The following is a 21,747-nucleotide window of genomic DNA, read 5'->3' on the forward strand; positions in this document are numbered from 1 at the left end:
CCGACGCCTGTGGCGCGCTCACCTGATCGTCTCCTCCCACATCACCCCAATGCCCGCCTCCACGGACGATTGAGACCCCCAGAGCATCACAGAAACCTGACATCCAACTGACATGATAGCACATTGCCGCCACAATGATCCTGGCGACGGCTATTGCGCCCTCAGCACTTCGTTCCAGCGCGCGATCAGCCGCGCGCGCTTGACCTGGTCGAGATAGACCATCAGCCCGGGGCTGACCGGCACCGGCTTCAGTTGCGCGCCGAGCAGCTGCTGCAAGGTGGTTGCGGTGTTGTCGCCCGCCACCTCCGGCGAAACGGCGGCGATGTGGAGCTCGCGGGCCATGATCGTCTGCCCCTCCTGCGACATGAAGAACGACAGGTAGCGCCGTCCGAGCTCGGGCGAGGCCGCGGCCTGCGGCACCAGGCCGATGCGAGACATCACGACGGTATAGTCCTTCGGCAGCACGAGGCCGAGGTCCGGGTGTTTCGCCGCCCAGTCCGCCGCATAGGACCCGAGAATGTTGTAGCCGATGGCGAACCGTCCGTCGGCGACGCGCTCGAGGATCGCCGAGCTCGTCGAGTAAAGCTTCACGCCCGCCGCCCCCATCGCCCGGATCAGGGTCCAGATATCGCCGAACTGCTCCTGATCGCGGGCCATGAACAGGAAGCCGACGCCGGAGCGCTCGATGTCGTAGGTGCCGATCCGGCCATAGATGCCGTCGCCGTGGCGCTCGAGGTAGGCCAGGAACTCGGCCCGCGAGGCCGGCGGTTTCTCGTCGGCGAAGCTTGGCTTGTGATAGACGAAGACAGCCGGCTCGAAGGTCAGCGCATAGGCGGTGTTGCGCCAGTTGGCCCAGCGCGGCCAGCGGTCGCTCATCGGCAGGTCGCTGCGTTGCGCGTAGCCGTCGTTGCTGAGCTTCACCTGCAGGTCCATGGCCGAGGAAAAGGCGAAGTCGGCCGTTTTCTCGCCGGCATCAGTCTCGCGGATGACGCGGTCGTAGACCTCTCCGGTCAGCATCTCGTCGTAGCGTACCGCCACGTCCGGATTGGCCTGCTGGAAGCCCTTGATCATCGGCCGCGCCAGCGGTTCGTCGAGCGAGGAATAGACGACAAGCACCCTGGCGTTCCCACGCCCGTCCGGCGCCGGATAAAAGGTCTCGGCGGCTCCGGCCGGCGGCACCGCCGACAAGGAAGCAGCAAGCAGACACAGGCAGAAAAGAGGAATGCACATGCAGGCGAATTTGCCCTACACGGAAGCCGTTCACAAGCGGCCGGGCGCCGGCTAAGCTTGTCTGGGAGGACGAACGTGCGCATACTTCTCGTCGAAGACAACCAGGCCCTGTCGGACGGCCTTTGCGCGATCCTGCGCGGCACCGGGCATGCGGTCGATGCGGTCAGCGATGGCGCCTCGGCCGACGCCGCGATATCGGCGGAGGCCTTCGACTTGGTGGTCCTCGACCTGACCCTGCCCGAAATGGACGGTCTTGAGGTGCTGCGGGCAATGCGGGCGCGGCAGAACCGGGCCGCCGTGCTGATCCTGACGGCGCGCGGGGCGGCGGAGGACAAGGTCAAGGGGCTCGACCTCGGCGCCGACGACTACATGAGCAAGCCCTTCGACATATCCGAGTTCGAGGCGCGGGTGCGCATGCTGCTGCGGCGCCAGGCAGGACTGCGCTCCTCCGCCATGAGCTTCGGCGGCGTCGAACTCGACCTGACCTCCCGCACCTTCTCCGCCAACGGTGCGCCGCTCGACATCCCGGCGCGCGAGCTCGGGCTGCTCGAAATCCTGTTCATGCGCGCCGGCAAGGTGGTGTCCAAGGAGGCGATCATGCAGTCGCTCGCCGCCTTTGACGACGACCTCAGCGCCAACGCGATCGAGCAGTATGTCAGCCGCTTGCGGAAGCGGATCGCTCCGCATGGGCTGACCGTGCGAACCGCCCGCGGCATCGGCTACTACCTCGACAAGGCGGCGCCCGCTTGACCCGCCACCCGGCTTCCTCGGTCCGCCGCCAATTGCTTGTGTGGCTGCTCGTCGCGACCGCCGTGTTCGGCATCCTGGCCCTGATCGACACCTACCGCGAGGCGGTCAAGACGGCGGATGCCGTGTCCGACCGCGTGCTCGCCGGCTCCGCCCTTGCGATTGCCGAACGGGTGGTCGTCAACGAGAACGGCGCGCTTGAGGTCGACATTCCCTATGTCGCACTCGAGATGCTGACCTCCGCCGCCCAGGATCGCGTGTTCTACCGCGTCGAGGGGCCACCGGGCCGGTTCATCACCGGCTACCAGGCCCTGCCGACGATCAGCGGCACGAGCGGCCAGCCGACTGCCTATGCCGACGCCACCTTCCGCGGCGAGCCCATCCGGCTCGCCGTGCTGCGGCGCTCCGCCTCGACCGGCGTCAATTCGGTCCCGTTCGTGGTCACGGTGGCGGAGACGACCATCGCGCGGCGCCAGCTGGCGCAGGCGATCCTGCTGCGCTCCGCCTTCCGTCTCGGGCTGATGATTGCCGGCGCCGCCACGATCGTCTGGATTGCCGTGACGGTGGCGCTGCGGCCGCTCTACCGGCTGAGCGAGGCGATCGCCGAGCGAAACCCCAGCGACCTGCACCCGATCGACCAGGCCGTGCCGAGCGAGGTGCAGGGTCTTGTCGACACCGTCAATTCTTTCATGGTTCGGCTGCAGTCGGCGCTGAACTCGCTGCGCCATTTCTCCGGCAATGCCAGCCACCAGTTGCGCACGCCGCTCGCCATCATCCGGACCCAGCTGGCACTGGCCGGGCGGGCGGGCTCGCTCGCGGCGGCACAGCAGGCCGCGCGCAGGGGCGACGACGCGGTCGCCCATGCCGAGCGCATTCTGGCGCAACTGCTGTTGATGGCGAAAATCGACGCGGCCGGGTCGGCCGAGCCGCACCCGGCAGCCGAGATCGACATCGCCGCCCTCGCCCAGGCGATGACGGCCGATTACGTTCCGGTCGCGGCGCAGGCCGGGATCGATCTCGGCTACGAGGGCGACGGCCCGGCCCTCGTGCGCGCCGAACGGCTGCTCTTCGGCGAGATGCTGCGCAACCTGATCGAAAACGCCATCGCCTATGCGGGATCGGGCGCCGAGGTTACCGTCGCCGTCCGCCGCGAGGGCGGCGCGATCCGGCTCGTCGTCGAGGACAACGGCCCGGGCATACCAAGCAACCGGCGCGCCGACGTGCGGCAACGCTTCGCCCGCGGCGGGCACGGCAGCGCCCCGGGCATGGGCCTGGGACTGCCGATCGTCGAAGACATCGCCGGCCTGTTCGGCGCGGCGCTCAGCCTCGAAGACGGCACGGGCGGCAGGGGACTGCGCGCCGTCATCCGCTTCCCGCGGACGACCGGCTCGGCCTGACGCGGTTCAGGCCCGGCGCCAGGTCGCAAGGCCGGGCGCCGCATGCCAGACCGCCTGAACCGCGAAGCCCAGGAACAGCAGCCCAGACATGCGTACGATCGCGAGTTCGTGCCGGCGATAGAAGCGGCGCACGAACGAGGCACCGATGACCGCGATCAGGATCAGGTCGGCGATCAAGAAGCCGAGCAATGAGACGGCAAGCAGCATCGGCAGCGCCGCGAAATCGAGCGCGTTCGAAGAGCCCGCCAGAAGCGCGGTGAAGGTGGCGAGCGCGACCGGGTAGCCCTTGGGATTGGTGAGCCCGAAGATCAGGCCGCGCCGCAACGGACGTTCGACCGCAAGCAGCGGCTGATCGGCTCCGCGTGGCCGGGCGCGAAGCGCAGTCCAGCCGATCCAGGCTAGGTAGCCGCCGCACAGCAACCCGAGCACGTCGAAAACGAGCGTGCCGACCGTCTTGGCGCCGACAATGGCGACCAGCGCCAACGTCGACCAGACGAGGTCGCCCGCCAGATGGCCGCCCATGAACAGGGCGCCCGCCCTGCGCCCCTGGCCCGCGCCGATGCCGAGCAGTGCCAGGAACGCCGGCCCTGGAATGAGAACGTAGAAGAGCGCCGCCAGAAACGCGCCGAGCAACATCGAACCGGTCATAGGGGAACCTCGCGCAATCGAAGCGCCATCCGAACGCGCAATCGCGCATTCGTCAAGTCGGGTGGCGGCGCGCTGCCAGGCAGGAAAAAGCCCACCGGAACCGTTCCGGCGGGCTCATGGCTGATGATGCGAGGCGGTTCAGCCGCGACGGTCGCGGGCGGCGAGCGTGCGCAGGCGCAGCGCGTTCAGCTTGATGAAGCCGGCAGCATCCTTCTGGTCGTAGGCGCCCTGGTCGTCCTCGAAGGTGACCAGCTTGTCGGAATAGAGCGACTTGTCGCTCTTGCGGCCGACGACCATGACATTGCCCTTGTAGAGCTTGAGCGTCACTTCGCCCTCGACATGCTCCTGGCTCTTGTCGATCGCCGCCTGCAGCATCTCGCGCTCCGGCGAGAACCAGAAGCCGTAATAGATCAGCTCGGCATAGCGCGGCATCAGCTCGTCCTTGAGATGGGCGGCGCCGCGGTCGAGCGTGATGCTCTCGATGGCTCGGTGGGCGGCGAGCAGGATCGTGCCGCCGGGGGTCTCGTAGACGCCGCGCGACTTCATGCCGACAAAGCGGTTCTCGACGAGATCGAGGCGACCGATGCCATTGTCGCGGCCGTAGGTGTTGAGCGTCGACAACAGGGTCGCGGGCGACATGCGCACGCCGTTGACCGACACCGCATCGCCGCGCTCGAAGCCGACGGTGATGGTGGTCGGCTTGTCCGGCGCGGTTTCCGGGGAGATCGTGCGCATGTGCACGTATTCCGGCGCCTCGACCGCCGGATCCTCCAGAACCTTGCCCTCCGAGGAGGAGTGCAGCAGGTTGGCGTCGACCGAGAACGGCGCCTCGCCCTTCTTGTCCTTGGCGACCGGGATCTGGTGCTGCTCGGCGAACTCGAGCAATTGCGTGCGGCTCTTGAACGACCAGTCGCGCCACGGGGCGATGATCTTGATGTCGGGGTTCAGCGCATAGGCCGACAGCTCGAAGCGGACCTGGTCGTTGCCCTTGCCGGTGGCGCCGTGCGCGATCGCGTCGGCGCCGGTCTTGCGGGCGATCTCGATCAGGTGCTTGGAAATCAGCGGACGCGCGATCGAGGTGCCGAGCAGGTAGACGCCCTCGTAGACGGCATTGGCACGGAACATCGGGAAGACGAAGTCGCGGACGAATTCCTCGCGCACGTCCTCGATGAAGATCTCCTTGATGCCGAGCATCTCGGCCTTCTTGCGCGCCGGCTCCAGTTCCTCGCCCTGGCCGAGGTCGGCGGTGAAGGTGACGACCTCCGCCCCGAGTTCGGTCTGCAGCCACTTCAGGATGATCGACGTGTCGAGCCCGCCCGAATAGGCGAGAACGACCTTCTTGACTTGCTTCGGAGATGCCATGGTTGTCCATCCGTCTGGTGTCGGGAAAGCGGCCGGGCCGCACGAGTTCGCGGCACTTTTAGCCAGAAACAGCAAGGATACAAGCGCCACGGCGGCGGTGCATGACAATTTGACTTTTCAAGCGGCGGGCAGCGGAGTATCGAGTGGCGCTAACCGGAAAACAGGACCTCTCGCCATGGAATACCTGCCGTCGTTGCCCACACTTCTCGCCTTCACCGCCGCGAGCCTGCTTCTGGCCGCAACCCCCGGCCCGGACATGACGCTGTCGATCAGCCGGGCGCTGTCGCAGGGGCGCGGACCGGCGCTGTGGGTGGTACTGGGCACCAGCATGGGCATCGTCATGCACACCATGCTCGTCGCTTTCGGCATCTCGGCGCTGATCACCGCCTCGCCCACGGCCTTCACGATCCTGAAGACCGGCGGCGCCGGCTACCTGCTCTGGCTGGCGATCCAGGCCGTCCGCGTCGGCTCCAGCTTCTCCGGCAGCCCCGACGCCGCTGCCCTGCCGAAGGCGTCCGCGCTGGCAAACGTCTCGACCGGCTTCTGGGTCAATCTTTTGAACCCGAAGGTCATCATCTTCTTCATGACCTTCCTGCCGCAGTTCGTCTCCGCCGGCGACCCGAACGTCACCGGCAAGCTGATCGTGCTCGGGCTGCTGTTCATCACGATCGGCATGCCGGTCAACGCCATCGTCGTGCTCGCCGCCGACAGGCTGTCGAACTGGCTGCGTGCCAACAAGAAGGTGCTGCGCGGGCTCGACTACACCTTCGCCGGGGTGTTCTCGGTCTTTGCCGCCAAGATCATCATGACGCAGGCGCGCTGAGGCGCTGGCCTCTGCCTCAGTCGTCCTCGCCGTGACCGGCGATCATCATCGCCTCGTAGGCCATGCGGTCGACCTTGCGCATCCGCTCCGACTCAGACTTCAGCTGGCCGCAAGCGGCAAGGATGTCGCGGCCGCGCGGGGTGCGGATCGGTGAGGCATAGCCCGCCTGGTTGATGAAGTCGGCGAACTTTTCGATCTGCTCCCAGTCCGAACACTGGTAGTTCGTGCCCGGCCAGGGATTGAACGGGATCAGGTTGATCTTGGCCGGGATGCCCTTCAGGAGCTGCACCAGCAGCTTGGCGTCCTCGAGACTGTCGTTGACGTCCTTCAACATCACGTATTCGAAGGTGATGCGGCGGGCGTTCGACAGGCTCGGATAGGCGCGGCAGGCCTCGAGCAGGTCCTTCAGCGGATACTTCTTGTTGATCGGCACCAGCATGTCGCGCAGTTCGTCGCGCACGGCGTGCAGCGAGATCGCCAGCATCACGCCGATCTCCTCGCCGGTGCGGTAGATTTCCGGCACGACGCCGGAGGTCGACAGCGTCACGCGGCGCTTGGACAGCGACAGGCCATCGCCGTCGGTGGCGATCAACAGCGCCTGCTTGACATTGTCGAAATTGTAGAGCGGCTCGCCCATCCCCATCATCACGATGTTGGAGACCTTGCGTCCCTCGCCCGGCACGATCGCACCGGCCGGCGTCTCGCGGTCGGGAAAGTCGCCGAGCCGGTCACGCGCCAGCAGCAATTGCGCCAGGATCTCCTCGGCCGTCAGGTTGCGCACCAGCTTCTGCGTGCCAGTGTGACAGAAGGAACAGGTGAGCGTGCAGCCGACCTGGCTGGAAATGCAGAGCGTGCCCCGCCCCTCCTCCGGAATGTAGACGGTCTCCACCTCGACCGGACGGCCGGCGCCGCGCGGCGGGAAGCGCAGCAGCCACTTGCGCGTGCCGTCGTTAGAGACCTGTTCCTCGACGATTTCCGGCCGGGCGATGGTGAAATGCTGCTTCAGCATCTCGCGCATGTCCTTCGACACGTTCAGCATGTGGTCGAAATCGGAGACGCCGCGCACATAGAACCAGTGCCAGAGCTGGCTGACGCGCATTTTCACCTGCCGCTCCGGCACGCCCTTGTCGACCAGGGCCTCGCCCAGCTGCGCGCGCGAAAGGCCGATCAGCGAGGGCTTCTCGGCCGGCATCGCCTTGCGCATGGGTTTGGCGGCCGCAGGCTCCGCCCCGTTCAGGAAGTCCAAGGTCGCCATCTGTGCAATCCCGTTACGGTCCGTCGCCCGCCGGTCCGAACTCCGCCAGGTCTGCCGCTTCTCGAATGTGAAGTCTTCGGAGCCCGGCGGCGCTTGCGCCAGCGCGCGGCTCCTTGTTTGCCGCGCCTTTAGCATTCTCTCGCCGAAGAGTCACGTGCAGCCGCCGCAGGACCCGAATGCAAAAAAGGCCGGTCGATCGACCGGCCTGATCCATAGCCTCTTGCGCCGGGCCCTACTGGCAGGACTCGATCTGCTTCAATGCCGCCGATATGCCGGACAGAGAATAGTTGTAGGACGTGCCCGTGCCGCGGCGCGAGGTCGCCTGGACCGACATGTCCCGGCCTGATTTCATGGCGGCGACCATCGCCGGTTCCTCGGCGGCGTTCTCGACCCAGGCGGAATTGCCCTTGGTGAACATGACGAAGGTGCGGCCGTCGATGGTGACGTTGACCTTGGAGTTCTCCTTCAGCGGGTAGCCCATCATCGCCTGCGGTTCGTAGGAGATGTTCTGGCCCGGACGCTGCGACACCAGGAAGAAGATGTCGCCGTGGTCGACGCCCGCCGGCGCCTTTTCCTTAGGAACCGACAGAACGTAGCAGACCTTGCCGCCGCTCGACTGGTAGGAGTAGGCACCCCAGGCGTTGAACTGCTGGATCCGGCTCGGAGACTGTGCCGAGGCAACGCCGGCCGTTGCGAGAACGAGGGTGAGTGCGGTTGCGAGTCTTTTTACAAACATGATTCCCTGCCGGTTGTCTTGCTGCCCCGCCCGGACGCGGACGTGACGGCACGCATGGTCACGATTTGATTTAATTTGACTTAATTCTGGTTACCAAATCGTCAACAGACGCTCATTTCATCGAAATGCGGCGGTTACTATGAATTACACCGCAATGCAAATTGCGCGCCGAAACTCATGGCATGGCCGCTGGCGGACCAAGAAGAAGCCCATCCCGTCAGCGTGCCTTAGTCGGCAATGATTTGGGCAAGAATTTGACGCTCGCGGCGAGACCCGAAGCGACCATTGCCCTGCGGTTCGCACGGAGGGACCCCTCCACCGCACGCCGGAAATTATGTCAACCAGCCTCCGGCGCGCCGTCCGCCATGGCCCGGTCGGCCTGGCGGTAGTGATCCTCGCGGATATGGCCGCGGATGGCGGCAAAGGCGACCGTCAGGACCGCGACGTCGTCGGAAAAGCCGATCACCGCGAGAATGTCGGGTATGCCGTCGAGCGGCAGCACGAAATAGGCCAGCGCGGCGAGCAGGATTCCGCGCACACGCGCCGGGGTACTCGGATCGAAGGCGCAGAAATAGGCGGCGACGAGTTCGCGGCTGAACGGGATCTGCCGGAGGGCTCGCCTCAGCACCGGCCAGAACCGGCTGCGGACGCGCTCGCTCTGGCCCTCCTGCTCATCCTCGTCACCTGGCAGCAGGATTTCGCCGATCTTCACTTCATCCATTCCACCACACTCCTCGCCCTTCGGACCCATCGGCCCAAGGTCGAATATGGGAAGCCGCAAGCCCGGGAGCAAGACAGATCAGTGCTCGCGCGCCGCCTTCTCCATCGCTTCGGCCAACCGCAAGTCGAGCGCCGTCACGCCGCCGGCCGAATGGGTGGTCAGGCGGACATCGACGCGATTGTAGACGTTGAACCACTCCGGGTGATGATTGAGCCGCTCCGCCGCCTGCGCCACGTCCGTCATGAAGCCGAAGGCGCCGGCAAACGTCTTGAACTTGAACGACTTCGCGATCGCCAGGCCGTCTTCCTCGAGATTCCAGCCCTCGAGCATGGCAAGGCTGGAGGTGATCACCTCCTTGCCGAGTCTCTCGTGCTTCATCGACCGTATCCTCCGTTGCGGGCCAATGCCTTAGCAGATAGTTTGCCATCCTTGATCGTCAAGGAGAACCGCATGGCTGCGCTGTCGGTCCTGTTCGTCTGCCTCGGCAACATCTGTCGCTCACCGCTGGCGGAGGGAATTCTGCGCGACCTCGCCTCAAGGGATGGGTGCAAGGCGGAAATTTTCATCGATTCCGCCGGAACCGGCAATTGGCATGTCGGCGATCCGCCGGACGCCCGCGCGATCGCGACCGCCGCCGGGCGCGGCATCGACATTGCGCATTTGCGGGCGCGCCAGGTCTCGGCCGCCGACTTTGACCGCTTCGACCTGATTCTGGCACTGGATCGCAGCAACCTGCGGAGCCTGGAGGGTGCCGCACCGCATGGCTGCCGCGCCCGCATCGAACTGTTCGCGACCCGGGCGTTCGGCGCCGCCGCCGATGTTCCCGACCCCTATTTCGGGGACGGAGACGACTTCGAAGCGGTCTTCGATCTGCTCTACCGCGGGTGCACGTCGATCCTCGACGCCCCGATCGAAGGGCCGGCCTCGAACAAGGGGAACACCTCTTCGGTAACGTAGGGCCCGCCGCCGACCGATTCCTTCGAGGACATCAGCACGAAGCGATTGACCATGAAGGGTGTGGAGACGAAATTGCCGCGGCCCGAGAGATAGGCGACCACGTCGTCCAGGCGCGCATTGCGCAGTCGGGCGAGCGTCACATGCGGGGTAAACTTGCGCGGATCCGCCGGCAGCCCGAGACGCTGGCAGATCCGCTCGATCTCGGCCTGCAGCGCGTACATTTCAGGCGCGGGCGAAACGGCGGCGTAGATCGAGTGCGGCTTCTTCGAGCCGAACGAGCCGACGCCGGAGAGCGAGAGCTGAAACTCCGGCCGTTCGATCCGATCGAGCTTGTCCACCACCTCGTCGGCGGTGCGGCCGTCGACGTCGCCGATGAAGCGCAGGGTGATGTGGAAGTTCTCGACGTCGATCCAACGCGCTCCCGGGAGACCGCCACGGAGCAGTGACAGGCTCATTGCGGCATTACGCGGCACTTCGAGGGCAACAAATAGTCTCGGCATGGCGAGCTCCCCGAATCTGTGATCGTTACAGCAGCGAATCACGCCTTGCCTTCCCGTGCAACCTTAATTTCGCAGACGCGAAAAGGCTCAGTCGCTTACCCCCAGCCTTTTGACGAAAGCCTCCGCCGTCGGCAGTATCCGCTCGACCATGACCGCGACACCCCTGCCGTTGGGGTGCATACCGTCGTTCAGCTGGAGGTTGGCGTTGGCTACCACCCCGTCGAGGAAGAACGGATAAAGAGGCACGCCGTGCTTGGTCGCGATCCGCTCATAGATGCCGTTGAATCGGGTGCCGTAGTCCTCGCCCATGTTCGGCGGTGCCAGCATGCCGGCGAGCAGCACCGCGATGCCGCGGTCCTTGAGCCCCGCGACCATCCGGTCGAGGTTCCGCTCCGTTTCTTCCGGCGCGATCCCGCGGAGCGCGTCGTTGGCGCCGAGTTCGAGGATCACGCCCTGTGTCCCCTCCGGCACCGACCAGTCCATCCGCGCCAGCCCAGCCGACGTCGTGTCGCCCGACACGCCGGCATTGACGATCGCGACATCCAGCCCCTTGGTCCGCAGCGCCTTCTCCAGTTGCGCCGGGAAGGCCTCTTCGGGCGGCAGCTCGTAGCCCGCCATCAGGCTGTCGCCGAAGCCGACCAGCTGGATCGGATCCGCAACGGCCGGCCGTGCGACCAACAGCGCCAAAGCGATGAAAATTCCGTGAGCGGCTTTAAACGGCATGACGGCGATCCTAAGTTGCTGCACGATCCCGACGGCGCGCGGGTCCATCGGCGGGACGTATTCGTTTTCAAGGCATTGGCCTGCGCTACGGTCGGCCCGCTTCCTGCAAGACTGCAATAGAGAAGATATAGGACGGAATTTCGTGAGCGAAACCATCATCGATCTCAAAAAGGCCGACCTGACGCTCGGGCAGGACGCGGCGGCGGTGCATGTGCTGAAGCAGATCGACCTCTCGATCGGGGCGGGCGAATCGATCGGCATCGTCGGCCCCTCCGGTTCCGGCAAGTCGACGCTGCTGATGGTGCTGGCCGGGCTGGAGCGGCTCGACCGGGGCGAACTGCATATCGGCGGCGCGGCCCTGCACACGATGAACGAGGACCAACTCGCCGATTTCCGCGGCCGCAACATCGGCATCGTCTTCCAGTCCTTCCACCTCATTCCCAACATGACGGCGCTCGAGAATGTGGCCGTGCCGCTGGAGCTGGCGAATGTCGCGGACGCCTTCGCCATCGCCCGGCGCGAGCTGGAGGCCGTCGGCCTTGGCGCGCGCCTGTCGCATTACCCTGGCCAGCTCTCCGGCGGCGAGCAGCAGCGCGTCGCCATTGCCCGAGCGCTGGCGCCCCAGCCACGCCTGCTGATTGCCGACGAGCCGACCGGCAACCTCGACGCCGAAACCGGCCGGCAGATCTCCGACCTTCTGTTTGCCGAACACGACCGCCGCGGCATGACGCTGCTGCTCGTCACCCACGACCTGGCGCTCGCCAGCCGTTGCCGGCGCCAGGTGCGCATGCGCTCCGGCGAGATCGTCGGCGAAGGCGAGCCGGCGGCAGCCGCCGGCAAGCGGGTGACGGCATGACCGGCGCAGCCGGCGCCGCAAGCTGGCTTCCGCTGGCCTTCCGGCTGGCCTTGCGCGAGATGCGCGGAGGCCTGCGCGGTTTCTACATCTTCCTCGCCTGTATCGCGCTGGGCACGGCGGCGATCGCCGGCGTCAATTCGGTTTCGAGCGCCATCAGCTCCTCCATCGCTACGCAGGGCCAGTCGCTGCTGGCCGGAGACCTGCGCTTCCGGCTGAGAAACCGCATCGCCAACGACGACGAGCGCGCCTTCTTCGACCGGCTGGGGCAGGTGGCCGTCTCCTCCGGGCTGCGCTCGATGGCGCGCCTGCCCGATGGCTCCAACCAGGCACTCGTGGAACTGAAGGCCGTCGACGGCGCCTATCCGCTCTACGGTGCGGTGGAGACGACGCCGCCGCGCCCGCTTGCCGCGCTGTTTGCAAGGCAGGGCGAGGCCTTCGGCGCGATCGCGGCGCCGCTCCTGCTCGAGCGGCTCGACCTCGAGCTCGGAGACGAGCTCCTGCTCGGCAATGCCAGGATCCGGATCGCGGCAACGCTCGACCGCGAGCCGGATGCGCTGTCGGACGGATTCGGCCTTGCCCCGAGGCTGATGCTGTCCGACGCGGCGCTGGCGGCGACCGGCCTGGTGCGGACCGGCAGCCTGGTCGAGCACGAATACAAGATCCGCCTTGCCGATCCGACCGAACAGGCGCTTGCCAGCATCCGCCGGCAATCGGAGAAGACCTTCCCGTCGGCCGGCTGGTCCGTGCGCACGAGCAGCAACGCCACGCCGGCACTGACCGCCAACATCACCCGTTTCTCGCAGTTCCTGACGCTGGTCGGACTCACGGCGCTGATCGTCGGCGGTGTCGGCGTGGCCAACGCGGTGCGCGCCTACCTCGATTCCAAGCGCGGGGTGATCGCCACCTTCAAGTGCCTCGGCGCCCCGGCGCGGCTGGTTTCGGCGATCTACCTGTCCCAGATCGCGCTGATCGCCGCGATCGGAATCCTCGCCGGCCTCCTGCTCGGGGCGCTGATACCCGTCATCGCCGTGCGCTATCTCGAAGGCGTACTGCCGGTTCCCTCCGCGATCGCGCTATATCCCGGCGCGCTGGCGCTGGCGGCCGGCTTCGGGCTGATCACCGCGCTGGCCTTCGCCGTGATCCCGCTCGGCCATGCCCGCGAGGTACCGGCGACGGCCCTTTTCCGCGAACAGGGCTTCGAGCGCAGCCGCCTGCCAGCCTGGCCCTACATCGCCGGCGCGGGGCTCTTCCTCGCCGCCCTTGCCGGGCTTGCGATCTGGACCGCCTACGACCGCTACATCGCCTTCGTTTTCCTCGGCTCGATCGCCTCGGCCTTCATCGTGCTTCGGCTTGTGGCCTATGCCGTCACCGCGCTGGCGCGGCGGGCGCCGCGCGTGCACTCACCGGCGCTGCGCCTTGCGATCGGCAACATCCACCGCCCCGGCGCGCTCACGCCGTCGGTCGTGCTTTCGCTCGGGCTCGGCCTGGCGCTGCTCGTCACGCTGGCGCTGATCGACGGCAATCTCCGCCGCGAACTGACCGGCAGCATGCCGGGACGTGCGCCCAACTTCTTCTTCGTCGACATCCAGCGCGCCGACCTGGACGGCTTTCGCGCCGTTCTGAAGGAGAACATGCCGGCCGCAAAGATCGTCGAGGTGCCGATGCTGCGCGGCCGCATCATCGCCTTCAACGGCGAGGATGTTTCGCGCCGCAACGTCCCGCCTTCGGGCCGGTGGGTGCTGCAGGGCGACCGCGGGATCACCTATGCCAGGAACGCGCCGGAAAACTCGACGCTGGCCGGGGGCGAGTGGTGGCCGGCCGACTATGCCGGCGAGCCGCTCGTCTCCTTCTCGGCGGAGGAGGCAAGCGAGCTCGGACTGAAGATCGGCGACACCGTGACCGTCAACGTGCTCGGGCGCAACATCACCGCCCGGATCGCCAACCTGCGCAACGTCGAATGGGAATCCCTGTCGATCAACTTCGTCATGGTGTTCTCGCCCAACACGTTTGCCGGCGCGCCGCATGCCTGGCTCGCGACGATGATCGACCCCGACGCGACCACGGCGCAGGAAGCCCAGACACTGAGGGCCATCACCAACGCCTATCCGACCATCACCAGCGTGCGCGTCAAGGACGCGCTCGACATTGTCAACGAACTGCTCGGCCAACTGGCGACGGCCGTGCGCGCCGCTGCCGCGGTCGCCCTGATCGCCTCCGTCCTGGTGCTCGCCGGCGCGCTCGCCGCCGGCAATCGTGCCCGCACGCACGACGCCGTGGTCCTGAAGACGCTGGGCGCCACCCGCCGCACGCTGATCCGCGCCTTCAGCTACGAATACATGATGCTCGGCCTGGCGACGGCGGTGTTTGCGCTGTTGTCGGGCGGGGTCGCGGCCTGGTTCGTGGTCAGCCGCATCATGACGCTGCCGTCGAGCTTCCTGCCGGATGTCGCCGTCATGACCGTGGTGGTCGCGCTGGTCATGACCGTCGGCATCGGGCTTGCCGGGACCTGGCGCGTGCTGGGGCAGAAGGCGGCACCCGTCCTCCGCGAGCTGTGACCCGCGGAATCGGTCCGGCCTGCACGCCTGGCGGGCAAAGTCTCGCGCGAAGTTGATCGGTGAATCGGCTGCGGCACTTGTGCTCGGGCCGCTTCGTCATCATATTTGCGTCAGGCATGCTGGAGCCCCGCAGCGGCGCCTGGGTTGTCGGGCCAAAACCGGTTTGGAAACAATCCGGGAGGGTCCGAAAGACACCTCGGTCCGAATACCCGACACCGTAGAAACATACGGGGCTTTGAGAGGATAAAATGGCTGATTTCCGCAACTATCAGACCCGGGCGACGACCGGCGCACAGGCCGGCGCCGTCGTCGACGAGGGCCTTCGCGCCTATATGCTGAAGGTTTACAACCTGATGGCGATGGGTCTGGCGATTACCGGTCTTGTCGCGTTCTTCGCCTCGCAGGCGGCCTTCTCGGGCGGGCAGTTGACCGCCTTCGGTCAGGCGATCTACGTCAGCCCCCTGAAGTGGGTGGTGATCCTCGCTCCGTTGGCGCTGGTGTTCTTCCTGAGCTTCCGCATCCATACGATGAGCGTCGCCGCGGCGCAGACGACCTTCTGGATCTATGCCGGACTGATGGGCCTGTCGCTGTCGTCGATCTTCCTGATCTACACCGGCGCGAGCATCACGCAGACCTTTTTCGTGTCGGCTGCGGCCTTCGGCGCCCTGTCGCTCTACGGCTACACGACCAAGCGTGATCTTTCCGCCATGGGCTCGTTCATGGTCATGGGTCTGTTCGGCCTGATCATCGCCATGCTCGTGAATCTGTTCCTGCAGTCTTCCGCGCTCGACTTCGCGATTTCCGCGATCGGCGTTCTGGTCTTTGCGGGACTGACTGCATGGGACACGCAGAAGATCAAGGAGATGTACTTCGAGGCCGACGAGGCCGCCGTGGCCGGCCGCAAGGCGATCATGGGTGCGCTGACCCTCTATCTCGACTTCATCAACCTGTTCCTGTTCCTGCTGCGCTTCCTCGGGAACCGCAACGAGTAGCATGGGCCGGCTGTAACGCCAAAAGAACCCCGCCGCAAACGGCGGGGTTTTTGTTTGCGCGCACCGATCCGTCCCGCCGGCACAACGTGGCTCTTGCATTTCATGCCTGGTTGTGCGTATTTACGCACGTTATTGCACATTTTGGAATTCGTAATGTCGACCAGCGAACTGCTCCTCGGCGAGCGCCAGAGCCTCATTCAGGACCGTATCGACCGCCACGGGCGCGTCATCGCCGCGGAACTGGCCGAAGAACTCGGCGTGTCCGAGGACACGATCCGCCGCGACCTGCGTGAGATGGCGGCCGCCGGGCTGTGCCGGCGCGTCTATGGCGGCGCGCTGAGCGCCACCCCCATCCCCTCGTTCAGCGACCGCGTCGGCGTCGATATCGACCGCAAGGAGGCGCTGGCGCGCGCGATCGTTCCCCTGATCGAATCCGGTGCCGTCGTCTTTCTCGACGCCGGCAGCACCAACCTTGCGATTGCCCGTGCTCTGCCGGGCGGCAAGGATCTCACCGTTGCCACCAATGCGCCAGCGATTGCGGCGGCGCTGATCGATCGCCCCGGGATCGAGATCATCCTCATTGGCGGCCAGGTCGACAAGAAGACCGGCGCCGCCATCGGCGCGAAGGCGCTGCGCGACGCCGAGGCACTGCGGCCCGACCTGTGCATCCTCGGCGTCTGCGGACTTCATCCGGATGCCGGCGTCACCGCCTTCAATTTCGAAGAGGCGGAGTTCAAGCGCCTGCTGGCCGAACGCAGCCGCACCGTTCTGGCCGCCGTCACGAACGACAAGCTGTCGCTGGCGGCCCCTTACGCCATCATGCCGCTCGCCCGGCTGGACCATGCCGTCTTCGAGGCGGACGCAGACGAGCAGGACGTCGCCGAATGCGCCGCCAGCGGTGTCCGCGTCACGCGCGCCGGGCAGTCCTCACCCCCGGCCGGGCGGCCCAAACATGCAACCGGACAGGACCCCCGATGAGCACGCAAGACGGCGCAGCGACCGCCGCCCCCATCCGATCGCCCTTGTTCCCTCCCGCTCGGCTGGCCGTGTCCGGCCTGTTCCTGCTGAACGGCACCTTCATGGGCGCCTGGGCGCCGAAGATCCCGGAGTTTGCCAGCCGCCTGGCGTTGAGCGAATCGCAGCTCGGCCTGATGATCGTCTGTTTCGGCATCGGCTCGCTCGTGCTGATGCCCATTGCCGGCGTCCTCGTCGCCCATTTCGGAACGGCGCGCACGGCCAAGTCGGCAACGCTTGCCTTCATTCCGACCATGCTTCTGCTGTCGCTCGCCCCGAATGTCTGGTCCGGCGCGGTCGCCATTTTCCTGTTCGGCGGACTGACCGGGGCAATGGACATCGCCATGAACGCCAACGCGGTGGAGGTGGAGAAATCCATGCGCAGGGCGATCATGTCCTCCTGCCACGCCTTCTGGAGCCTCGGCGCCTTCCTTGGAGCCACCACCGGTGGCTACCTGATCGCGACGATCGGCGTCGTCGGCCATGCCGCGCTTCTGACGGGCCTTGCGCTGGCCGGCCTTGCCGCCCTCTGGACCCTGGTGCTGCCCGACAGGAAGCACCCGGCCGAGGTGCGCCACAAGGTGCGCCTGCCGCTATCGCCGTTGCCGTGGCTGATCGGCATCATGGCGCTGTTCACGATGATCCCGGAAGGGGCGATCCTCGACTGGAGCGCGCTCTACATGCGCGACGAACTGGGCGCATCGCTGGCGTTGTCCGGGTTCGCCTTCGGCGCCTTCTCGGCGACCATGGCGGTGATGCGTTTTGCCGGCGACCATGTCCGCGACCGCTTCGGCGCGGTGAGGACGCTGCGCGTCTCCACCCTTCTTGCGATTGTCGGCATGGTGCTCGCCGGGTTCGCCCCGAATGCGCTTGTTGCCATGGTCGGTTTCGCCATCTGCGGTGTCGGCATTTCCAACATGGTGCCGATCGCCTTCTCCGCGGCCGGCAACCTGCCGGGCTTCGCGCCCGGCGTGGCGCTGTCGGTGACGACGGTCATGGGCTATTCCGGCGCCTTGTTCGCCCCCTCCTCGATCGGCTTCATCGCCGAGCACACCGGCTTTGCCTGGGTGTTCTCGGTCCTGCCGATCCTGCTTCTGGTCGTGCTGCTGCTGTCGAAGCACGCGGTGCACGCGGACGTGGGAAGCCGGCACTGAGATCGGCTTGCCGCGAGGCGGGCTACGCCTCCGGGCAGGGCGCGCCGGCGGCACTCCACTGCCGCAGCAGGTCGTAGGTCTGCTCCGCCGATCCCGGTGCCGGCTCGCGCCCTGCCCCGGGCGCCCAGCCCCAGGCGACGAGGCCGTCGTCGCGCACATGCCGGGCGACCTCGTCGAGCGTGCGGCCGCCGTTGCGCGCCGGATCCTTCACCTGCTCGCAGACGGCCTTCGACGACCTCCGCCACCACGCCATCCCGGCCGGCGCGAGGTGCCAGGCAGGCGCCCCGGGCGGGCCATGCGGCTGCGGCGCGTTGTGGGCCTGGTGGCAGGTCGCGCAGCGCAGGCCGGGCTGGCCGAATCCGTCGCTGCCGCGCTGGACGTTCATGCCGTGCACCCGCGCCGCGCCGTAGTGCGGCCCGGACCAGCGCGGTCGCTCGTCCTCGACATGGCAGTTGGCGCAGCGCGGATGGGAGAACACGAGGTAGATACGCTCCCAGGCGGCAAGGCCGGGATCCTGCCCCCGCACGGGCAGGGCGAAAGCCACGAGCGTCGCTGCTGCAAGCCCGGCAAGACCCTTTCCAACCGTCCGCAATGCCATCAGGCGAACTCCACTTCCTTCGACAGCGGAAGGGCGCGGATGCGCTTGCCCGTCAGCGCATGGACCGCGTTGGCCAGCGCCGGAATTGCCGGCGGCGTGCCGGGCTCGCCGGCGCCGCCCATGCGGCTTGCGGTCTCGAGCAGGCTGACCTCGATCTGCGGACACTGGTGCATGCGCATCGGCCCATAGTCGTGGAAGTTCGCCTGCTGCACCGCGCCGTCGGCAAAGGTGATCTCCTCGCCGATCGCCGAGGACAGGCCGTAGACGATGCCCGACATCATCTGCGCCGCGAAGATCGCCGGGTCGATGACCTGCCCGGGGTCGGCCGCACACCAGACCTTCTCGATACGGATCCGGCCGCCGACGTCGGCGATCTGGATCACCTGCGCCACCCAGGTGCCGAACGACAGCGTGAAGGCGAAGCCTTTCGCCCTGCCTGGCGGCAGCGTCTCACCCCAGCGCGACATCGCCCCTACCTTGTCGACGACATTGACCGCGGTCGGGTGCGCGACCATCAGCCTGCGTCGCAACTCCAGCGGATCGAGCCCGCCGGCGACGGCGATCTCGTCCATGAAGCTCTCGTGGAAGAAGCCGTTGAAGGAATTGCCGACCGAGCGCCAGAAGCCGACCGGCACCGAGACCGGCGCCTTGATGCCGCCGACGCGGTAGTTCGCGATCGCATAGGGCTGGTTCGCTGCGCCCTCGGTGATCGTCTTGTCCGGCCCGATCGGCGACAGGCTGGGGAAGTAGCGCGGCAGGATGCTCGCCATGATCGACGGGGCGGCAACACGCATGTCGACGGCCACCGGAAGGCCGTCGTCGCCGAGCCGGGCGCGGAAGCGCCCGCGCGCGGCGGGACGATACATGTCCTGCCGCAGGTCTTCCTCGCGTGTCCATAGAAGCTGCACCGGCCGGCCGCCGGCCTCCTTGGCCACGAGGGCCGCATAGATCGCATAGTCGATGTCGCCGCGCCGGCCGAAGCCGCCGCCGAGATAGGTGGTGTGGATGAAGCAGCGCTCGCTCTCGATCCCCACCGCGGCGGCGGCCAGCTGGCGAACCAGCGTCGGCATCTGGTTCGGCGCCCAGATGTCGAGCCGGCCGTCCTTCAGCTGTGCCGTGGCATTCATCGGCTCCATCGTCGCATGCGCAAGGTAGGGCACGGCGTAGTCCACTGCGAGGATGCGCTCGCGCGGCGCGTCGGCAAAGGCGGTCTCGACGTCGCCGTCATCCCGGTCGCGGCTGGCATCGCCGCCGTCCAGGGCCCGTTCCAGCGCTTCACGGATGCCGGCGTCGTCCGGCGGGTAGCTGCCCGCACCCCATTCCGCCTTGACGGCATCGGCGGCCTGGAAGGCCCGCCAGCTGTTGTCGGCGATCACGGCAAAGCCGTTGGCGATACCGGTCTGCAGCCTGACGATCTTTACGACGCCGCGCATCTGGTCGGCCGCGCTCGCGTCGAGCGCGGTGAGTGCGCCGCCGCGGTAGGGGTTCATGCGCAGCGTCGCGAACAGCATGTCCGGCAGCCGCACGTCGATGCCGAAGATCGGCGCGCCGGTGGCCTTGGCGCGCATGTCGATGCGCTGCTGCGGCTTGCCGAGGATCCGCCACTCGGATTTGTCGCGCAGCCTGATGTCGGAGGGCGGCGACAGGGCCGCGGCCTCGCGCGCCAGTTCGCCGTAGCTGAAGGTCTGACCGGAGACCGGGTCGGTGATCATCCCGTCCGAGGTCCGAAGCGAGGCGGGCTCGACACCGAGCCGCGTGGCGGCGGCGCGCTTCAGCACCTCGCGGGCCGCCGCCCCCGCCTGACGCATCGGATGGAAGCCGTCGACGACGGAGGTCGACCCGCCGGTTCCCTGAAGGCCGAGCAACTTGCCGATCACGCCCATGCCGGACCGCGTCAGCTCGGCCAGCATCGATTCGTCGAAGTGGGGGAAGGGCGCACCCTCCTTCAGCAATGTCGTGTTGGCGTAGGCATGGGCCGCCGGCCCGTGCTCGACGATCACCTGGTCAAGCCGGACATCGAGTTCCTCGGCGATGAGGGCGGCGAGCGTCGTCGCCACGCCCTGCCCCATCTCGGCGCGAGGCGCGATCAGCGTGATCGAGTTGTCCGGCGCGATCTTGACGTAGGGATTGAACGTTGCCTCGCCCTCCGCGAGGTCGGCCTCGAGCGGGTTCGGATAGGGCTTGCGGTAGGCGTAGTAGCCGACGGCGAGGCCGCCGGCGACGAGCCCGGTGCCGATCAGCAAGGTGCGGCGTGCGATCTTTCCGGCGGTGCCCATGCTCAAGCCCCCGTGATCGCGCTGGCGGCGCGCTTGATCGCCGCCCGGATGCGCGGATAGGTGCCGCAGCGGCAGAGGTTGCCGGCCATGGCGTTGTCGATGTCATCGTCCGTGGGGTTGGGGATAGCCCGGAGCAGGGCGACCGCGGTCATGATCTGCCCGGCCTGACAGTAGCCGCACTGAGCGACCTGCTCGTCGATCCAGGCCTGCTGCACCGGATGCAGTTCGCCCTCGGGCGCAAGTCCTTCGATGGTGGTCACCGCGTCGGCAACCTCGCCGACTGCCAAAGAACAGGAGCGCACCGGCTCGCCGTCGACGAAGACGGTGCAGGCGCCGCACTGGGCAATGCCGCAGCCGAACTTCGGGCCGAGAATGTCGAGTTCGTCGCGCAGCGCCCACAGGAGCGGCATTTCCGGCTCGACCGCGAGCTCGTGCTCCCTGCCGTTGACGATGAGCTTCATGCCAGCCTCCCTGGGTGCCCGTCGATCCTGCAGCCGTCTCGGCACCGCTTCCCGGCCTCGCCGGAGGCCAAGTCGGGCCGGCAATGTCGCATTTTGACAAAATAACGAGAAATGTCATAATGTCAAAACATGGACAGGAACAGCGAAGACACGCGCCGCGACATCATCCTGCAAGCCGCCTACACGGTCTTCGCCAGCTACGGCTTTCGCCGCGCCACCATGAGCGACATCGCGAACGCTGCCGGCCTTTCGCGTCCCGCACTCTACCAGCATTTCCGCAACAAGGCCGACATCTTCCGCGCCTATGTGGCGCTGATGAAGGGCTCGACCCTGAAGGCCATCGACGCAGCCTTCGCCCGCGACGATGCCTTCCCGGAAAAGCTCGCGTCAGCCCTCGACGGCGCCTTCCTTGCCCCGCACCGGCTGATCAGCGCCTCGCCGCACGGCGAAGAACTGCTGGGCGTCAACAACGAGATCGCCGGCGATCTGTTCCTCGACTGGATGGACGGCGCGGAAACGGCGTTCCGGGCGGTCTTTAACGCCGAGCAGGAAGCGGGCCGCCTCGATTTCTCCGGCAGCGGCCTCGATCCGGCCGGCCTCGCCGCACTCGTGATCGAGGCGATGGAAGGCATCAAGATGCGCATGACTTCGCTCGACGCAGCCGAGCGTTCGGTCGAGAACCTCGTCCGGCTGGTCGCGGCCGCCGTCGGTCGATAGCCGCCGGGGAGCGCAGGCGGCTTCT

Annotated in this window: 22 protein-coding genes; 10 read left to right on the forward strand and 12 right to left on the reverse strand. The window is 67.0% G+C overall.

All coding sequences use genetic code 11. The features are described 5' to 3' along the window. Window positions 1-150 precede the first annotated feature (150 nt). Window positions 151-1,230: an ABC transporter substrate-binding protein gene (locus ACXAGF_RS18515; RefSeq protein ID WP_475018841.1), complete on the reverse strand. Its 1,080-nt coding sequence runs from the start codon at window positions 1,228-1,230 to the stop codon at window positions 151-153. Window positions 1,231-1,305: 75 nt separating this feature from the next. Here ACXAGF_RS18515 and ACXAGF_RS18520 point away from each other — a divergent pair, with 75 nt between their 5' ends. Next, complete coding sequence (locus ACXAGF_RS18520) at window positions 1,306-1,980, forward strand: response regulator transcription factor (protein WP_475018842.1); 675 nt, start codon at window positions 1,306-1,308, stop codon at window positions 1,978-1,980. Then, window positions 1,977-3,374, forward strand: coding sequence for a sensor histidine kinase (locus tag ACXAGF_RS18525; RefSeq protein WP_475018843.1), 1,398 nt, complete (start codon window positions 1,977-1,979; stop codon window positions 3,372-3,374). The genes ACXAGF_RS18520 and ACXAGF_RS18525 overlap by 4 nt, the downstream gene beginning before the upstream one ends. 6 nt (window positions 3,375-3,380) lie before the next feature. On the opposite strand, the gene ACXAGF_RS18530 is transcribed toward ACXAGF_RS18525, so the two are convergent. Together ACXAGF_RS18530 and ACXAGF_RS18535 are read right to left on the reverse strand one after the other, a co-directional pair. Beyond that, entirely contained in the window at window positions 3,381-4,022 is a 642-nt protein-coding gene (locus ACXAGF_RS18530) for a LysE family translocator (protein WP_475018844.1), read from the reverse strand. Between the two features lie 138 nt (window positions 4,023-4,160). Then, window positions 4,161-5,384, reverse strand: coding sequence for an argininosuccinate synthase (locus ACXAGF_RS18535; protein WP_475018845.1), 1,224 nt, complete (start codon window positions 5,382-5,384; stop codon window positions 4,161-4,163). Between the two features lie 175 nt (window positions 5,385-5,559). On the opposite strand from ACXAGF_RS18535, the gene ACXAGF_RS18540 reads away from it, so the two are divergent. After that, window positions 5,560-6,207 (forward strand): LysE family translocator, encoded by a 648-nt coding sequence (locus tag ACXAGF_RS18540; RefSeq protein WP_475018846.1) that lies wholly within the window; start codon window positions 5,560-5,562, stop codon window positions 6,205-6,207. Window positions 6,208-6,223: 16 nt separating this feature from the next. On the opposite strand, the gene rlmN is transcribed toward ACXAGF_RS18540, so the two are convergent. The 4 genes from rlmN to ACXAGF_RS18560 form a co-directional block, all read right to left on the reverse strand. Then, the gene (rlmN, locus tag ACXAGF_RS18545) at window positions 6,224-7,411 is read right to left on the reverse strand and encodes a dual-specificity RNA methyltransferase RlmN (RefSeq protein ID WP_475019342.1); all 1,188 of its coding nucleotides are present in this window, start codon (window positions 7,409-7,411) and stop codon (window positions 6,224-6,226) included. A gap of 283 nt (window positions 7,412-7,694) precedes the next feature. Next, window positions 7,695-8,198 (reverse strand): invasion associated locus B family protein, encoded by a 504-nt coding sequence (locus ACXAGF_RS18550; protein WP_475018847.1) that lies wholly within the window; start codon window positions 8,196-8,198, stop codon window positions 7,695-7,697. A gap of 337 nt (window positions 8,199-8,535) precedes the next feature. Next, on the reverse strand, window positions 8,536-8,919 hold the full coding sequence (locus ACXAGF_RS18555; RefSeq protein WP_475018848.1) for a YkvA family protein: 384 nt from the start codon (window positions 8,917-8,919) through the stop codon (window positions 8,536-8,538). A gap of 78 nt (window positions 8,920-8,997) precedes the next feature. After that, window positions 8,998-9,297 (reverse strand): 4a-hydroxytetrahydrobiopterin dehydratase, encoded by a 300-nt coding sequence (locus tag ACXAGF_RS18560; RefSeq protein ID WP_475018849.1) that lies wholly within the window; start codon window positions 9,295-9,297, stop codon window positions 8,998-9,000. Window positions 9,298-9,369: 72 nt separating this feature from the next. On the opposite strand from ACXAGF_RS18560, the gene ACXAGF_RS18565 reads away from it, so the two are divergent. Then, window positions 9,370-9,876, forward strand: coding sequence for a low molecular weight protein-tyrosine-phosphatase (locus ACXAGF_RS18565; RefSeq protein ID WP_475019343.1), 507 nt, complete (start codon window positions 9,370-9,372; stop codon window positions 9,874-9,876). Here the strand turns inward: ACXAGF_RS18565 and thpR are convergent. Both thpR and ACXAGF_RS18575 read right to left on the reverse strand, forming a co-directional pair. After that, window positions 9,795-10,376, reverse strand: a complete 582-nt coding sequence (gene thpR, locus ACXAGF_RS18570; RefSeq protein ID WP_475018850.1) for an RNA 2',3'-cyclic phosphodiesterase — start codon at window positions 10,374-10,376, stop codon at window positions 9,795-9,797. The genes ACXAGF_RS18565 and thpR overlap by 82 nt on opposite strands. Before the next feature lie 87 nt (window positions 10,377-10,463). Beyond that, window positions 10,464-11,099 (reverse strand): arylesterase, encoded by a 636-nt coding sequence (locus ACXAGF_RS18575; protein ID WP_475019344.1) that lies wholly within the window; start codon window positions 11,097-11,099, stop codon window positions 10,464-10,466. Window positions 11,100-11,241: 142 nt separating this feature from the next. Here ACXAGF_RS18575 and ACXAGF_RS18580 point away from each other — a divergent pair, with 142 nt between their 5' ends. The 5 genes from ACXAGF_RS18580 to ACXAGF_RS18600 all read left to right on the forward strand — a co-directional run bounded on the left by ACXAGF_RS18580 (window position 11,242) and on the right by ACXAGF_RS18600 (window position 17,670). Then, the gene (locus tag ACXAGF_RS18580) at window positions 11,242-11,955 is read left to right on the forward strand and encodes an ABC transporter ATP-binding protein (protein WP_475018851.1); all 714 of its coding nucleotides are present in this window, start codon (window positions 11,242-11,244) and stop codon (window positions 11,953-11,955) included. Continuing rightward, window positions 11,952-14,510: an ABC transporter permease gene (locus ACXAGF_RS18585; RefSeq protein ID WP_475018852.1), complete on the forward strand. Its 2,559-nt coding sequence runs from the start codon at window positions 11,952-11,954 to the stop codon at window positions 14,508-14,510. Before ACXAGF_RS18580 ends, ACXAGF_RS18585 begins: the two co-directional genes overlap by 4 nt. Window positions 14,511-14,758: 248 nt before the next feature. Then, window positions 14,759-15,502 carry a Bax inhibitor-1/YccA family protein gene (locus tag ACXAGF_RS18590; RefSeq protein ID WP_475018853.1) on the forward strand — a complete coding sequence of 248 codons (744 nt, stop codon included), beginning with the start codon at window positions 14,759-14,761 and terminating at the stop codon, window positions 15,500-15,502. Window positions 15,503-15,655: 153 nt separating this feature from the next. After that, window positions 15,656-16,480, forward strand: a complete 825-nt coding sequence (locus ACXAGF_RS18595; RefSeq protein ID WP_475018854.1) for a DeoR/GlpR family DNA-binding transcription regulator — start codon at window positions 15,656-15,658, stop codon at window positions 16,478-16,480. Beyond that, window positions 16,477-17,670 (forward strand): MFS transporter, encoded by a 1,194-nt coding sequence (locus tag ACXAGF_RS18600; RefSeq protein ID WP_475018855.1) that lies wholly within the window; start codon window positions 16,477-16,479, stop codon window positions 17,668-17,670. The genes ACXAGF_RS18595 and ACXAGF_RS18600 overlap by 4 nt, the downstream gene beginning before the upstream one ends. A gap of 22 nt (window positions 17,671-17,692) precedes the next feature. Here ACXAGF_RS18600 and ACXAGF_RS18605 read toward each other — a convergent pair whose 3' ends face one another. The 3 genes from ACXAGF_RS18605 to ACXAGF_RS18615 are packed head-to-tail and all read right to left on the reverse strand — an operon-like array spanning window position 17,693 to window position 21,005. Next, window positions 17,693-18,268 (reverse strand): hypothetical protein, encoded by a 576-nt coding sequence (locus ACXAGF_RS18605; RefSeq protein WP_475018856.1) that lies wholly within the window; start codon window positions 18,266-18,268, stop codon window positions 17,693-17,695. Continuing rightward, the gene (locus tag ACXAGF_RS18610) at window positions 18,268-20,544 is read right to left on the reverse strand and encodes a xanthine dehydrogenase family protein molybdopterin-binding subunit (protein WP_475018857.1); all 2,277 of its coding nucleotides are present in this window, start codon (window positions 20,542-20,544) and stop codon (window positions 18,268-18,270) included. Before ACXAGF_RS18610 ends, ACXAGF_RS18605 begins: the two co-directional genes overlap by 1 nt. Before the next feature lie 2 nt (window positions 20,545-20,546). Then, the gene (locus tag ACXAGF_RS18615) at window positions 20,547-21,005 is read right to left on the reverse strand and encodes a (2Fe-2S)-binding protein (protein ID WP_475018858.1); all 459 of its coding nucleotides are present in this window, start codon (window positions 21,003-21,005) and stop codon (window positions 20,547-20,549) included. 129 nt (window positions 21,006-21,134) lie between these two features. Between ACXAGF_RS18615 and ACXAGF_RS18620 the strand changes: the two genes are divergently transcribed. Then, window positions 21,135-21,722 (forward strand): TetR/AcrR family transcriptional regulator, encoded by a 588-nt coding sequence (locus tag ACXAGF_RS18620; RefSeq protein WP_475018859.1) that lies wholly within the window; start codon window positions 21,135-21,137, stop codon window positions 21,720-21,722. Window positions 21,723-21,747 lie beyond the last annotated feature (25 nt).

This window comes from Mycoplana sp. ABR4_002 (assembly GCF_056159645.1).